The organism is Nitrosococcus oceani ATCC 19707, assembly GCF_000012805.1.
Lineage (GTDB): Bacteria > Pseudomonadota > Gammaproteobacteria > Nitrosococcales > Nitrosococcaceae > Nitrosococcus > Nitrosococcus oceani.
In genome coordinates this window covers 1,427,954-1,441,011 of record NC_007484.1, presented here as the reverse complement: position 1 = coordinate 1,441,011, position 13,058 = coordinate 1,427,954, and the positions used below count along the sequence as shown (strand labels likewise).

The window sequence follows — 13,058 nt, the reverse complement described above, 5'->3', positions numbered from 1 at the left end:
TATGATTTCAACTCAACACCACGCTGATCATTTATCGCCTCAGTCTGCCTCCCAATTGGAAGAAGCCCGGGAGCTTCTAGCAGATCAAATTGATGATAAGAGCCAAGTGATGTCTTTGATCGTCCAGGGAGACGCCATTGTGGAGTTGCTGGCAAAGTTGCAAGTAGATACCGAGACCCAAATTGCTGGACTATTGTTGCCAGCGATGGAAGCAGGGCTGCTTAAACAGGAAATTATCACCAGAAATTTAGCTCCAACAATTACTCGGCTACTCCAAGGCGCTGAGCGCCTGGCGGTGCTAAAACACTACCGTACTAATAACGAAAAAGATCCGATTCAAGCCGAAAAACTACGTAAGATGTTACTGGCTATTGTGGAAGACCCCCGGGTCGTCCTCGTACGCTTGGCTGATCACCTCTATCGCCTGCGCAATGCTAACAATGAAACCGCAGCGACTCGCCAAACTTTAGCCCAAGAAACTCTGGATATCTTCGCCCCTCTGGCTAATCGCCTGGGTATCTGGCAACTCAAATGGGAACTGGAAGATTTAGCCTTGCGCTATCTGGAGCCCCAGACTTACCAACGGCTAACCAAAGCGCTGAATAAGCGGCAGATAGACCGTGAGCGATATATTATCAAGGTAAAAGAACAGATCAAAGAAGCACTTGCCCAGGCAGGCATCCAAGGTCAAATCAGCGGTCGCCCTAAACATCTTTACAGCATCTGGAAGAAGATGCAGGCTAAAAACCTAGACTTCCATCAACTATTTGATGTCCATGCCTTTCGGGTCATTGTGGTGGATGTGAGGGATTGCTATGCGGCCCTAAGCCTGGTACACACGCTCTGGACACCCATCCCTGAGGAATTTGACGATTATATTGCCCACCCCAAACCCAATGGTTATCGTTCCCTGCATACCGCGGTTTTTGACTCAGCGGGAAAACCCATGGAGATTCAGATCCGCTCCTTGCAGATGCACGGGGAAGCCGAACTGGGGGTCGCCTCTCACTGGCGCTATAAGGAAGGGACAGAGCTGGATACGGGTTTTGAGCAGCGCATTGCCTGGCTTCGAAGCTTTCTGGACCGGAAGGAGACCGGCTCCAGTAGCACTGATCTCATTGAGCAATTCAAATCCAAAGCCTTCCATGACCGCATCTACGCGCTAACGCCTCGAGGACGAGTTATCGACTTACCAGAAAAAGCAACTCCCCTGGACTTTGCTTATGCCATTCATACTGAAGTCGGCCATCGCTGCCGGGGCGCCAAAGTAAACGGGGTCATGGTGGCCTTAACCCAACCACTAGCCAGCGGTCAGGAAGTAGAGATTCTCACCACCCGGGAAGGCGCCCCCAGCCGGGACTGGCTTAATCTGCGCTTAGGTTACCTCCATACCCCAAGCGCTCGAGCCAAGATTCAACGCTGGTTTAAGCAGCAAGATCATAGCCTCCATGCAGCCCGGGGCCGAACCCTGCTGGACCGGGAGCGGCAACGGCTCAAGCTTGCGGAAGTGGATTTAGCGCCACTACTCAAGCGGTTTCGTCACCCCCGCCCGGATAGCTTGCTGGCATCGCTGGGCCGTGGAGATATCAGTCTTGGTCAGCTAAATACAGCACTCCGAGAACAACAGCCGGAACCCTCCCTGCCAACGCCTGGGGTAGACCCACCCCCCATGACCTCCTCAAGAGCTGAAAATGCTATCCACGTACTAGGAGTCAGCGATTTGCTATCGCGCCTCGCCCGTTGCTGCAGCCCTATCCCCGGTGACCCGATTACAGGCTATATCACCCAGGGGAGTGGAGTAGCCATCCACCGCCGCGATTGCCCCAATATTATTAAGCTCTCGCAAGAGCGTCAAAACCGTCTGGTAGAGGTGGCTTGGCGCCACCCAACGGGAGAGGCCCACTCCATGGATATCTCAATTCAGGCGGAAGATCGTAAAGGATTACTACAGGACATCACCCGCCTTCTGGCGAAAAAGGATACTAACATTCTCGCCATCAATACGGTCAGCGATCGCACCTCTGGACAGGCCCATATGCGATTGACCATTGAAGTAAGTGATACCGAGCAGCTAAACAGCTTACTCAAACGTCTCACCGGACTTCCCGGCATCATGAATGCCCGCCGCTTCAATCCAGGGAAGTAAAGGAAACCAAATTGGAACAACTTACTAATTGTATCTGCGGCTCTGGTATACCCTATACAGAATGCTGCGGACTTTACCATTCCGGTAAAAAAAATGCTCCTACTGCAGAAATACTTATGCGTACCCGCTTTACGGCATTTGCTATGGAAAACGAAGCCTATATACTGGAAACCTGGGAACCCGCAAAGCGGCCATTAAGGGTAAATTTTCCGAAAAAGGGCACTCAGTGGAAGCGCCTGGAGATTGTGGAAAAGAAAAAAGGGGGCAGTCAAGACACTAAAGGAATCGTTGAATTTAAAGCCTATTATCTACTGGAAGGTGAAGAATATGCTGTCAATGAAATCAGCCGTTTTCGCAAAGGGCAGGGACGGTGGTATTACCTGGATGGCGCAGTCAAATCCATTGCCAAGGTAGGTCAACAAACCAATAGGGGGAAAAACGCGCCTTGCCCTTGTGGCAGCGGCAAGAAATACAAGCGTTGCTGCGGAAAGTCTAAATAGGAGGGGTTAATCTAATAAGACCCGCCGCCTTCTCACTCCTTCTTTTTCAACAATTCTCCCAGCCCGGCGAAAGCTTTATAACCGGCGGCCTGGTTTTCTCCAGCAGGAGAATCCAAGGCTCCAGTGCCTGCCCCATCAATAAAGCGGGCATGTTCATTATCATGGCAATAAAGGCACAATAGTTCCCAATTGCTGCCGTCAGCAGGATTATTGTCGTGATTATGATCCCTATGATGCACGGTAAGCTCATGCACCGTGGCGCGAGTGAACTCCCGCCTGCACCGGCCACAAATCCAAGGATACATCCGCAGCGACTTCTCTCTATAACCCTGTTCCCGCTTGGCCCGGTTACGCTGGGCCTCGGCAACAATCTCATCCAGTTTATTGGTGCTTGATGGCGTCTTTTTCATTAGTCACTTGCTCCTATATTTAATCCTGTTTCACTTCCACTCTTCAAAGGTAACACCCTTACTTTATAATAGGCGGTTAGGGAACGGCGGACACTGACAATACCAGAGCAAAATCCACTCTCAATTATTGACTTCGGGCAATAGCCGCGGGCAATAAAAATTGCTCCCTATATCATCGGTAAAATTTTACTTTAATAAAGTAAAATTTTCACATCGCCCTTACCTCCCTTAGACTAAACTAATGATTAATTGTTTTTCATAACGAGTATCCACGGGCCGAAGCGCCGAAGGCGGTGTAATTCAATGGAAGAACCGAGGGTAGATAGCACACAAACCGCTCCAGAACCAGACGAATTCCAGAACGAGACTCCGAACCATCGCGCCGCAACCCTGGAGCGCATCAATCCCAAGCATATTTTCGCCGTGGCTACCGTGATCACCTTAGTAGCGCTCGGTGCCACCACCTTCTACCTTTTCTTCATTAACCCTAACGATTGGACGCTCCCCAGTTTTGTCGTGGTCATCGTGCTCATGTTCTTTGCCCTTTCTACCGCGAACTCGCTGCTGTTTGTCAACTCCACTCGCATTGGCGGCACCCTAATGGGCCTGACCGTGGCGGTCGCGGGACCTGTCGCCCTGTGGTTTAGTGGTATGCTGCTGTTCTTTTACCTCATACCACCGGCAACGCTGTTTCCGCCAAAGGATCCCCTTGAGCGCCCCCTCACCCTCGAGAAATTCGGCGATATCGTCACCCAAGTGATGAAGCGGGAATTCAACTGGAGCACCTACACAGAGTGGAAGAAAGACCAGGATACCGTAGATGAGATTTTTGACGAGGAAGAGCCCACGACCCTGCGTAACTTGCTAGGCGGTCTCTATGAAACCCGCAAATCGGATGGCAAACCGCTAGCCATGCTAGGGGAACCTCATATCACCACGGTGTTTTTCTATTTTGAGAAAGTGGTCATCAAGGTGCAACGCATCACGGGCCTGCGGGAAGGGGAAAATACCTATATCCGCTTCGAATCCCATGGGACCGAGTCTGGTGCGAAAACCGCCTCGGTAATCTTCGTGGGCGATAGCGATAAAAATACCGGAATACTACGGAGAATGAAGCGTTTCTCTTCTAATAGCTCCTATAAGGGTTATTACGAAGAGATTTCGGAGAATCCGGTGGACTGTCTAATCCTCGCTTACTATGACGATGTTGTCCAAGAGGATTATTTGATCGTCAACCTGAAGCGCTTCTCCAATGACCTTTCTGGGCGCATCGATCTGGCGGCGGTCAGCCTGGATGAGATCCACCCCATTAACGCAAGCAGCTTTTGGCAAATACAGCCGCCTCTGTTCCTGAAGCGCATCATTTCATCAACTTCCAACGAAGAGCATATCGAGGTTCCACTGGTGTTCCAAAAAGTGCGGGGAGCGGACGTGGAAGCAGCCCAGAAAGTACACAATAGAATTATCCCTTGGCTCGAGACCCTAGACGTGTCCCTGGCCAATGATCAAATCGGCGACTCACCCGTACGGAACCTCGTCGAGGCAGTTCGTGGCGCCTTTGAGAACGCCACCGGCGCCCCCACCCTGGCCGAAGCGTACCATTTAATAAAAGAGGAAAACTTCAAAGCCTATCACCTTGAAGATGCCCGTTATGCTTCCATGATGCTACTGCGGAGGTAGAGAGGCAACCCTATCCATGGGTATTCGGGCGCGCTATCTCCTGCTCTGCGCCCTGTTTGGCGCCTTGGTGGGTCTGCGCTATACCTTGGACGTTTGGGTATTAACTCGCCTGGCGCCCGAGGATAGCGCCGTTCTGATACTTGTGGCTGCCAGCTTTATTGGGATGCTGCTGGGGGAGGTGGCTGCGCCCCAAGTTTCCGATCATTACAACCGCTCAGCCGCCATCACCGCCGCCGCCGGGGCGCAGGGCTGTTGGGCCCTGCTGACAATAGGCGGGATTGCCGGGAACGCACCCTCCCTGCTTTATGCCGCTGGACTGGCCTTCGGTATCGGACTGGGACTCTACCACGCCTCCTTGGATGCCTGGCTGGATGAAGCCTGGAGCCAAAAGACTGACGGGCTTCCAGCTACGGATCGCCATCTTACCGAGGGCTATTTGCTCTATAATCTAGGTTATCTTGGGGCCGCGACCCTGGCTTTTCCCCTACTCTACGGCCCGCCTTGGAATGCCTCCCTGGATCTCCCTGGCCTGGCAAATACCAGCTTTGCCCCCTATTTGCTCGCCCTGGGGCTAGCCGGTGGCGCGATTCTACTACGCCCTCCCCGGCTGCCGAATCTAAGTATCCAGCACCCTGATCCACGGAAACTTCTCGCCTTTCCCCTCCGGGAGTACCTGGCGGTGCTGCGGTACGGGCGCACAGGTCTTTTGGTTGCGGTCACCATAGGTGCCTGCACCAATTTATTGTTTCAGTACATCGACTACCTGGCGCCCGCCAAGCTTTTACCTGGCAGCACCATTGCCGACCGCGCGTTGAACATCTTCGCTTTCAACCTCACCGTGGTGTTGATGGTAAGCGCTCTAGGGGCCTATCTGGCTTGGCGTTTCCCCACCGAGAAGCTAACTCCTAAGCAACGTGCATTCCTCATTGCGGCCGCGCTTTGCCTGTCTCTCAGCCTGGGCGCTGCGGCAATAACTGGCCCCTCGCCTGCTATCCCTCTCTTGTTGGGCCTGGCGCAGTCAATCCTGCTGGCCCTGCCACCTCTCGTTAAATCCTGGATGCTAGATTACGCAGTGGGGGGCCTGCGCGCCACGGCCCTATCATTGCTTGGTATCGCCAAGCGCAGCCTAGGAATTGGGGCGACTTTGGGCCTCTTTCTTGCTAGCCAGCATGGCTCTTCAAAGGAATTGGATAACCTCGACCTTTTTATCGCGCTTACTGGAATAGGAGGTTTTTGTGTACTAATCCTCGTTGTCTACGCCCTATCAAGATCGCGCCCCAAGTAGCGCCGGCTGGCCGATAATTCGTAACCGTCAGATTAAATTGTGACTTTATATACTAAAGTATCGCTAAACCGGATCGGGCAACCCCTCAGGTTCGCCGAAGTTCATCCTCCGCTGCTGGATAGGCGAGCGGGCCGAGTCGAGCCGCGCTCGCAGTTCTTGCGTGTTCGCTTTCCAGCGCAAGGCACCGTAGGTCGGCGCGAAGCGCCTACATCTCTATGTTCGGCTGGGGACACGGGGAGAAAGCCCGAATTGTCTGCTCCTTTCCCCTTCTCCAGCCGCTCGGTGTGTTGACCAACCCTTACGCGAGACTGAGCACGTAGAACATACTGCCACTGTCTTTGTTCGACAGCCACCCGTTTGGGCTTGTCACGATGCCTTCCAACGGCTCTGGGCTCTGGTGTACCGTGTGACGCGCCTGGTAGGGCGCAAAGTGTACACGTACCCCACCGAGCACCTCGCACGCGGCTCCGGTCCATTGATTGCTCGCTTCAGTCACCATATATGCATACCCGAGGGCCTGATAATGCGCGGCGCTAGCCGCCACGAGTTCAAACGCCTCCTCCTTGGGGAGCGCATCGGACCGTGCCACCATGAAATGGTGGCCAACCTTCTCCTGTGCATAGGCGTGCTGAAATGCCGGAAACTGGGCACACAACGCCGAGAGTCCTTCGATCTCCTGGGTCTGTAAGAGGGTGAAGATTGGCTGCAAAAACGACAAGACAGCACTCAGAAAGAGGTCGTCTTGGCGAAATGGCGGTGGCTCATCGAGGGAAAGCATGGTTTTGTTGAACGCGCCACCAATCACCTGCCCTGTCCTATCAACGATGGCGAGCGATTGCGCCAATGCCTCGTCGTTGATCTGCATGGTGCCCTTCGGGCTGGTGGGATCAGTGAGTATCAGGAGCCGGATGGCCCAGTAGACCAGGTTTTCCGGGGTCCATAGACCGAAGGCGTCTGTGCCGAAGGGATCGATATGCCGTGCGTTCAGCAGCCCCGTCGGCGGAGATTTGGGGGGCTGGAGGTGGCGGATCTGGGGTTCGCGCCGTGCAAACGCCGTTGCCACAACTCGTGCCATCTGCATCACCTGGGCTGGGAGTAGTCGTGCGGCTTCAATCGCCTTGTACTGTATGCTGCGATAGGGCTGCGCCTGCGTGAAATCCACGAGAGGCAAGACTGCCGGTAGCACTTGTACCCCATGCTGTGTAACCTCCCGTGCCCGAGGATACGCACAGTACGGCAGAGAGCGTGGGCTATCCGCCGGGAGTGAACTATCGAATATTTTCTGATCACTCATGCAAATATCTTCCCCACTCTTATAATCTTGCGGCGCCGAACGCCTGAGTTCAGCGGCATTTGAGGCGCCACCCGTTTTTGCGGCAGCAAAAATGGGTGGCGGGTCAAGTGTCCGCTGCAACGAATTGAATGGCAGAAACGCCCTAGCCGGACCGCCACCTTTGCCTTTTGCGACTGGAACCCAGATAGAAGTGTCACTTTTACCGAAAATTGATATCACTAGCTCTCAACTCCTAGACGTCACCAGAATCTACGGCGTTGCTCTGACGCCCAACGGGTCGAAGTTGAGCGGCACCCCCGACTTGAGCAAATGTGGGTTCATTCCTTCTTCGGAGTTAGTAGTCTTTTGCTGCGTAATATACGCTTAAAAGAAGCTGATTTTGGACCCTCATTTTCCCAACCAAGGGGGCGAAGCCGCGAAGCGGTGTCCGCTCCAACGGGAGATAGGCGGCGCTTTGCGCCGCCATGGCGACCGGGGGTTCAACTTCGACCCGATAGGTCGGCGCTTCGCGCCGACCTATCGCCTTGCTCACCGGCACATACTGCGAAGAGCGTTTTTGTGTAAAATGGAGCGCGGCGACACACAGAAACGAGCGTAGCAGTATGTGTCCGCGTGCAGCAAATTGTTAGATGATTACCAGCTTATATACTGCGTCGATAACTTTTTAAACTCGCTGTCCAAGGCACATTTACCATTATTTTCTATTTTTGAGATCAAGTAATCCAGGCATTCAATTAGGCGTGCATTTACAACGCTTTGCTTAATCATTTCCAATGCTTGCTTGGCCTGCTCTCTACAAACAGAAGCTTCCAATTTTCTCTGAATCTCGTAATGAGTGAGAATTGCCATTGCGTGAGGCGCGTATTTGTCACCTAGCTGAGACAGTATATGGTCATAATAATCCCTACCTCTCGGCGAAACCCCATTGCAATAAGTAACTCCTCTGCCAATTCGACACATCATTATTACCTTCACTAGCTTCTCGGCATTATTTAGAAGGATGCCATTTTGTTCCTGAATATAGGACGCGACTGAATCTGCAACAGGCGCTTCATGATGAAAATTATCCCAGCCATTATGCTTTTCAAGAAGTTGATCAAGCAGCGTATCTACGTTTATTACCCGTTCATTGGGAGATCTAAATGGGTTTCCCCCGACAACCTGAAAGAACTGCTCTCCTAACTCATATTTTTCGCGGTGAAGATTAGTATTGTAACCTTCAAGAATTATTCCCAGTTTATATCTTGGTTCATCTAAGCAGTTAGCCCATATCGTTGGCGCTATCACAGATATATTTTTTCTGACTTGCGGGTCTGTTTCTGGAGAGACATAAATTCCGAAAGTGGTTCTAAGAATACTCGCGAGGTGATGGCTTGGCAGTTCAGATATTTTCGATTCAATCTGGCGCTGCCTAGCAGCATCAATTGGCGCGTTATAAGACTTCAAATTTTTTATGAAGACTTGGACTTGTAATGCCGCCTCGGTAGGCCGATCATTTAAAACGTCCTGTATACAGGTTTGTAACCAACCAAGCAATTCAAATGCGTTGATTGTGTAAGTGGTTGGATGAGAAATTCCAATGTCATTTCTCATATCCAATATATGCTTGAGCTTTTTATATGTCGTATCAGAAATTAGTTCTAACTTTCGACAGGTATCGAGTAGCACCGCATCTTTCAATGAGCCAAGGTCATCTTCAGTCTTGTAGAACTCCCTATTTTTACCCCCTCCAACGGCAGAATCGAAAAATATATCTATCCCATATGTTATTGCTTTTTTTCGTAAATCTAAAACCACCTCATTCCAAATGGCGTTTAAAGAATAATCAAAAAGACCAAACCCAGCGCCAACGACGAACTTCGAGAGGTAGCGTGCATCTCTTTTAATTTTAGGAGATAAAGACTCGATGTAAGCAGGAAGAGTTTGACCAATTATCGAACGCTCCGATTGTTCGGCTATGATATTGTCCGCTGGGAGTCCAATTTGCTCTAAAAAATCTACGACCCTTTGAGCTTGAGGTTCAATAAGCTCGGTATGAGTATTCTTTGAAACTATATCGGTCATTTCTCTTCCTATATTTTTCGCCGAGAGTTCATTTATTCGGCTCATCTAACGAGGGGCGCCGCGCTTTTTGCGGCGTCCCTCTCCAGCGCCTCGTTAGGCATCGCCGTTGATCGAGCCTAGCCTTTTTCCGTTCGCCTTGTAGCGTAGAGGAAGGCGCGTCGCCTTATGGGTCCGTGTTCACTGAATTTTTCGGCAATACCTTTAGGTACCGCTAGCAAAGACCTCTCGGAAATTCCAGCCATTGCCTATCTTCTTCGCCTGTATAGGCCAATTGGCTGATCCGTCGTTATAACCAGCATACTTATAGAAAAGCATGTCCCCACTCTCCGTTATCGTGTAGATCGAGGTTGCTGATGCAGAAAATGACCACAGAGTTAAGACCACTACTGTGGTTAACGCATTTAATATTCTCATTGCTTTTCCTCCTAGCACGGTGTCACAAGTACAAATGCCTAACGACCAAGCTCACCTGCTGCTGAGGAGCATAGCGACGAAGCGGTCAGGTGCAGCGCATTGTTGGGCGATTTTCGCTTATTCAAACTCACTGCGTTGAAGACCTGACTGTCGGATGATAGACATCAGCGTGCCTGCCCTGATTTCTTTATGATCTGGAACTGGTACGGTAACTGTGCTTCCCGATATCTGTTTTTGCATAACTATATGACTTCCACGTTGCCTCACTTTCTCAAAACCGTGGGCTTCCAGTATTTGACAGACCTCTTTACCGGAGAAGACTTTAAGCTTACCCAACTGCTATATCCACATAAGTAACATAAACTTCTTCATGTAGCCGTGACGTTACTTCCTCAGGGGATGCGACCTCGAAAAATAATTCCAACGCTTCTTTCAAGTTATTTCTAGCCTCGCCAATAGTATCGCCTTGACTAGCCACATCCACCTCTGGACAAAGTGCTACATAGCCATCGTCTTCCCTTTCAATGATGGCGGTTAGTTTTCTATTCATAGTTAACCTCTCTTTATCTATTTCGTTATATTAAACGCCCAACATAAAATAGACTGACTAAGTTGCGCCTTTTTACACGCAACCGACCACCGACCAATCCCTATTTCTATCCTTACATCAAATAATTGCTCATCCCGGCAGCGTATATGGGTTTTGGCTAATGCGCACCTCCGTCTTATTTCTCTATTCGTTTTGCGACCTGCGTCTTATAAGACACCTCCCCTCTCTTAAATGGAGAACAAAATAACCCATATCATATCTATAACTGAAGTTATTGAGTTTTGCCAATCGGTGATATACGCATGAATATCTCAAAGCCCAAGTCCCCGCCTAAGCTCCTCGATCAAGTGCGGGAGGCTATTCGTCTCAGGCACTATAGCATCCGCACGGAATAAGGAGAGAAAGGGTCTGCTATCGGGTTTTGCGAGTGTGCTGTATCCGGTAACCTTGAGAGGAAATAATAGGCGCGGGGACATCTATCTGGAGGATGAGGATAGAGAATCTTAGTAGGAATTTGTTGGCGCTATCTGCAACTGTTTTAACGGGGTTGTGTATCCCTATTGCCAGATAAGCAACTATTATCATTGGATAGTCATGTACCGCCAGCTAAAGCAGGCGGCTTGCCCATGAACTCCCCAAGGTTCGAGCCTGGATCAACGTCCTGTGCTTAAGCGATGCATGACAGCGCCGCATCCTGGCAAAGAGCTTGCCTCGCAAGGACACCTCTCAGGCGAATATTACGAGAAGCGTTTAAATCAGCGTGCAACTCATAGCCACACGCTTTACAGAGAAAATAATGTTGATGTCGATTAGCCTTCTCAGTATGTCCGCAGCGGCTACACCCTTGGCTGGTGTACTTCGGGTCAATCCCGATGACCGCCATACCGAAGGTGTTTTGCTTTATAGCGGATAAACTGTTCCAGCTCATAAAAGGCCCAGCGGTTCAAATCCGTGCGCTGCTTTTTTCGCAGTTTGCGCCCCTTACGAATACCGCCAAGCTCTTCTACCGCAATCGTCGGGTATCCGATCTCTTTGGCAAATTCGACGATGCGCCGACCTATCGACCAAGCTCAGCCACGCCGCTTTAGCAGCGTCGGCTGGAGCGCCGAGTTAGGCCAAACATAAGCATTAAGCAACATGGGTTTTCACAGGCGTAACGTGCATATCGGCGCAATGCTGACGGGTTTGCCAGAGATCATAGGCGTTCTGCAGCCTGAGCCAGTGTGCTGCATTCGGCTTGCCGAATACCATTTCAAGCCGCAACGCCATCTCCGGCGTAATTACACCACGACCGTTGAGTACCTTAGAAAGGGTCTTTCGGCTTATGCCCAAATGACGGGCAGCCTCAGTGACCGATAGCCCCAAAGGCTCAATTACCAGTTCTCTTAGAATCTCGCCTGGATGAGCGGGATTATGCATATTCATGAGCCAACCTCGTCAGTGGTAATCTTCGTAATTCACAGTTTCTGCATCACGGCCCACAAAGCGAAACGTCATCCAGGTTAGAGAGGATTAGCCGCAGTCGCGTAGCATGTTTCGCCTGAGTGCCCGACTTGCCACTAGCTTGGTAAAACCGTTCCATGCCTTTGTGAGCAAAACTCCTAATCATTAAGAATTGTAACCGCTGAGGTTACGGTATGTAACCTTGTAGGTTACGCCCCCTAGATACGAGGTCTAACGCCTGCCGTGAGGGGCGTTATATCTAAATTTATAAATATTGAGACATTTGTGTTATATTCATTCATACTGTTGTGATGAGATGTTCAATTGATTTGCGCAAACGAGTAATCGATTTTGTAAGGGGCGGTGGAAGCAAGGCGGAAGCGGCCCGGAGATTTCAGGTAGGCCGCGCGAGCATTTATCGCTGGTTGTCGCAGGATGATGCGCTGTGTTACGAGCGTCCCGGCCCTCGCCGTTCACACAAGCTGGACTGGGAGGCTTTACGGGTCCATGTGGAAGACAAGGCTGCTCTCACCTATAAAGAACGCGCCCGGCATTTTGGCGTTTCGTATTACTGTATTTGGCATGCGATGCACAAAATGGGGTTAACCCGTAAAAAAAATGACGGGGTACACGCAGCGCTGTAATATGAAAAGAAAGAGCTTTCTTCGCCTTCGTGAACGCTATCGCCGCCGCGGCAAAAGATTTGTCTATCTTGATGAAAGCGGTTTTGAGCCGGAGGTTTCCCGTCGTTACGCTTACGCTCCAAAGGGGCGGCGTGTTTATGGTCTGATCTCCGGTCATCGCAGACCGCGAACCTCTTTATTGGCCGCCCGTATGGATGAAGGCTTTGAAGCGCCGTTTCTATTTGAGGGAACCTGTAACACGGCTGTGTTCAATGCATGGCTGGAAAAAGAGCTTTGCCCCTTGCTCAACAGCAACCACATTGTCATCATGGATAATGCTCCGTTCCACAAAGCCGTTTCTTCACGTGAAATCATCAAAAAAACAGGGGCGGGAATTTTATTCCTCCCCCCTTATTCCCCTGACTTTAACCCCATAGAAAAAGACTTCGGAAATATCAAAAAAATCAGAGAATACAACGAACATGAAACCCTTGAGAATATCGTTGCAGCGTATCAGTAATTATAGATTTAGCTATAGCACGTAGGGCGGGAAAGCGAAAGCGCATCCCGCCTTCTGGCAGTCGGCAGCAGCGAGCATCTTTTTGGGAATCAGCCCCCCTTCCCTGGCGCCGAATGAACCTTCAGCACC

The 13,058-nt window shown here is 50.8% G+C and carries 15 protein-coding genes; 6 read left to right on the top strand and 9 right to left on the bottom strand.

Annotated elements, in window-relative coordinates; genetic code table 11:
* Window position 1: 1 nt before the first annotated feature.
* Together NOC_RS07080 and NOC_RS07075 are read left to right on the top strand one after the other, a co-directional pair.
* On the top strand, window positions 2-2,146 hold the full coding sequence (locus tag NOC_RS07080; RefSeq protein ID WP_002811405.1) for a RelA/SpoT family protein: 2,145 nt from the start codon (window positions 2-4) through the stop codon (window positions 2,144-2,146).
* Window positions 2,147-2,157: 11 nt separating this feature from the next.
* The gene (locus tag NOC_RS07075) at window positions 2,158-2,646 is read left to right on the top strand and encodes a YchJ family protein (protein ID WP_011330616.1); all 489 of its coding nucleotides are present in this window, start codon (window positions 2,158-2,160) and stop codon (window positions 2,644-2,646) included.
* 32 nt (window positions 2,647-2,678) lie between these two features.
* Here NOC_RS07075 and NOC_RS07070 read toward each other — a convergent pair whose 3' ends face one another.
* Complete coding sequence (locus tag NOC_RS07070) at window positions 2,679-3,056, bottom strand: YajD family HNH nuclease (protein WP_002811601.1); 378 nt, start codon at window positions 3,054-3,056, stop codon at window positions 2,679-2,681.
* 303 nt (window positions 3,057-3,359) lie between these two features.
* On the opposite strand from NOC_RS07070, the gene NOC_RS07065 reads away from it, so the two are divergent.
* Together NOC_RS07065 and NOC_RS07060 are read left to right on the top strand one after the other, a co-directional pair.
* Window positions 3,360-4,736 carry an FUSC family protein gene (locus NOC_RS07065; RefSeq protein WP_002810455.1) on the top strand — a complete coding sequence of 459 codons (1,377 nt, stop codon included), beginning with the start codon at window positions 3,360-3,362 and terminating at the stop codon, window positions 4,734-4,736.
* Window positions 4,737-4,752: 16 nt separating this feature from the next.
* A complete protein-coding gene (locus NOC_RS07060; protein WP_002810422.1) occupies window positions 4,753-6,021 on the top strand; it encodes a hypothetical protein in 1,269 nt (422 codons plus the stop codon).
* A 298-nt stretch (window positions 6,022-6,319) separates the two neighbouring features.
* Here NOC_RS07060 and NOC_RS07055 read toward each other — a convergent pair whose 3' ends face one another.
* From NOC_RS07055 to NOC_RS07025, 8 genes are all read right to left on the bottom strand, one after another.
* Window positions 6,320-7,183 carry a hypothetical protein gene (locus NOC_RS07055; RefSeq protein ID WP_147094560.1) on the bottom strand — a complete coding sequence of 288 codons (864 nt, stop codon included), beginning with the start codon at window positions 7,181-7,183 and terminating at the stop codon, window positions 6,320-6,322.
* Window positions 7,184-7,649: 466 nt separating this feature from the next.
* Window positions 7,650-7,847, bottom strand: coding sequence for a hypothetical protein (locus NOC_RS16785; RefSeq protein ID WP_081430957.1), 198 nt, complete (start codon window positions 7,845-7,847; stop codon window positions 7,650-7,652).
* A gap of 101 nt (window positions 7,848-7,948) precedes the next feature.
* Entirely contained in the window at window positions 7,949-9,379 is a 1,431-nt protein-coding gene (locus tag NOC_RS07050) for a hypothetical protein (protein WP_011330614.1), read from the bottom strand.
* Between the two features lie 531 nt (window positions 9,380-9,910).
* Window positions 9,911-10,129, bottom strand: coding sequence for a type II toxin-antitoxin system HicA family toxin (locus tag NOC_RS07040; protein ID WP_013221417.1), 219 nt, complete (start codon window positions 10,127-10,129; stop codon window positions 9,911-9,913).
* Window positions 10,122-10,343, bottom strand: coding sequence for a type II toxin-antitoxin system HicB family antitoxin (locus NOC_RS07035; RefSeq protein WP_002810024.1), 222 nt, complete (start codon window positions 10,341-10,343; stop codon window positions 10,122-10,124). The genes NOC_RS07040 and NOC_RS07035 overlap by 8 nt, the downstream gene beginning before the upstream one ends.
* Window positions 10,344-11,010: 667 nt before the next feature.
* The gene (locus NOC_RS18140) at window positions 11,011-11,226 is read right to left on the bottom strand and encodes a transposase (RefSeq protein WP_231561685.1); all 216 of its coding nucleotides are present in this window, start codon (window positions 11,224-11,226) and stop codon (window positions 11,011-11,013) included.
* Window positions 11,207-11,356, bottom strand: coding sequence for a hypothetical protein (locus NOC_RS18135; protein ID WP_244860125.1), 150 nt, complete (start codon window positions 11,354-11,356; stop codon window positions 11,207-11,209). Before NOC_RS18135 ends, NOC_RS18140 begins: the two co-directional genes overlap by 20 nt.
* Window positions 11,357-11,471: 115 nt before the next feature.
* Window positions 11,472-11,768, bottom strand: coding sequence for a HigA family addiction module antitoxin (locus NOC_RS07025; RefSeq protein ID WP_002809823.1), 297 nt, complete (start codon window positions 11,766-11,768; stop codon window positions 11,472-11,474).
* A 329-nt stretch (window positions 11,769-12,097) separates the two neighbouring features.
* On the opposite strand from NOC_RS07025, the gene NOC_RS07020 reads away from it, so the two are divergent.
* Both NOC_RS07020 and NOC_RS07015 read left to right on the top strand, forming a co-directional pair.
* Window positions 12,098-12,430, top strand: coding sequence for an IS630 transposase-related protein (locus NOC_RS07020; RefSeq protein ID WP_011330421.1), 333 nt, complete (start codon window positions 12,098-12,100; stop codon window positions 12,428-12,430).
* A gap of 1 nt (window position 12,431) precedes the next feature.
* The gene (locus NOC_RS07015; RefSeq protein ID WP_011330422.1) at window positions 12,432-12,929 is read left to right on the top strand and encodes an IS630 family transposase; all 498 of its coding nucleotides are present in this window, start codon (window positions 12,432-12,434) and stop codon (window positions 12,927-12,929) included.
* The last annotated feature ends 129 nt before the right edge of the window (window positions 12,930-13,058 follow it).

Coding starts and splice junctions, on each gene's coding strand:
- NOC_RS07050 (WP_011330614.1), bottom strand. CDS start 9,379: ATGACCGATATAGTTTCAAAGAATACTCATACCGAGCTTATTGAACCT.
- NOC_RS07025 (WP_002809823.1), bottom strand. CDS start 11,768: ATGAATATGCATAATCCCGCTCATCCAGGCGAGATTCTAAGAGAACTG.
- NOC_RS07060 (WP_002810422.1), top strand. CDS start 4,753: ATGGGTATTCGGGCGCGCTATCTCCTGCTCTGCGCCCTGTTTGGCGCC.
- NOC_RS18140 (WP_231561685.1), bottom strand. CDS start 11,226: ATGGCGGTCATCGGGATTGACCCGAAGTACACCAGCCAAGGGTGTAGC.
- NOC_RS07020 (WP_011330421.1), top strand. CDS start 12,098: ATGAGATGTTCAATTGATTTGCGCAAACGAGTAATCGATTTTGTAAGG.
- NOC_RS07070 (WP_002811601.1), bottom strand. CDS start 3,056: ATGAAAAAGACGCCATCAAGCACCAATAAACTGGATGAGATTGTTGCC.
- NOC_RS07035 (WP_002810024.1), bottom strand. CDS start 10,343: ATGAATAGAAAACTAACCGCCATCATTGAAAGGGAAGACGATGGCTAT.
- NOC_RS07015 (WP_011330422.1), top strand. CDS start 12,432: ATGAAAAGAAAGAGCTTTCTTCGCCTTCGTGAACGCTATCGCCGCCGC.
- NOC_RS07065 (WP_002810455.1), top strand. CDS start 3,360: ATGGAAGAACCGAGGGTAGATAGCACACAAACCGCTCCAGAACCAGAC.
- NOC_RS07080 (WP_002811405.1), top strand. CDS start 2: ATGATTTCAACTCAACACCACGCTGATCATTTATCGCCTCAGTCTGCC.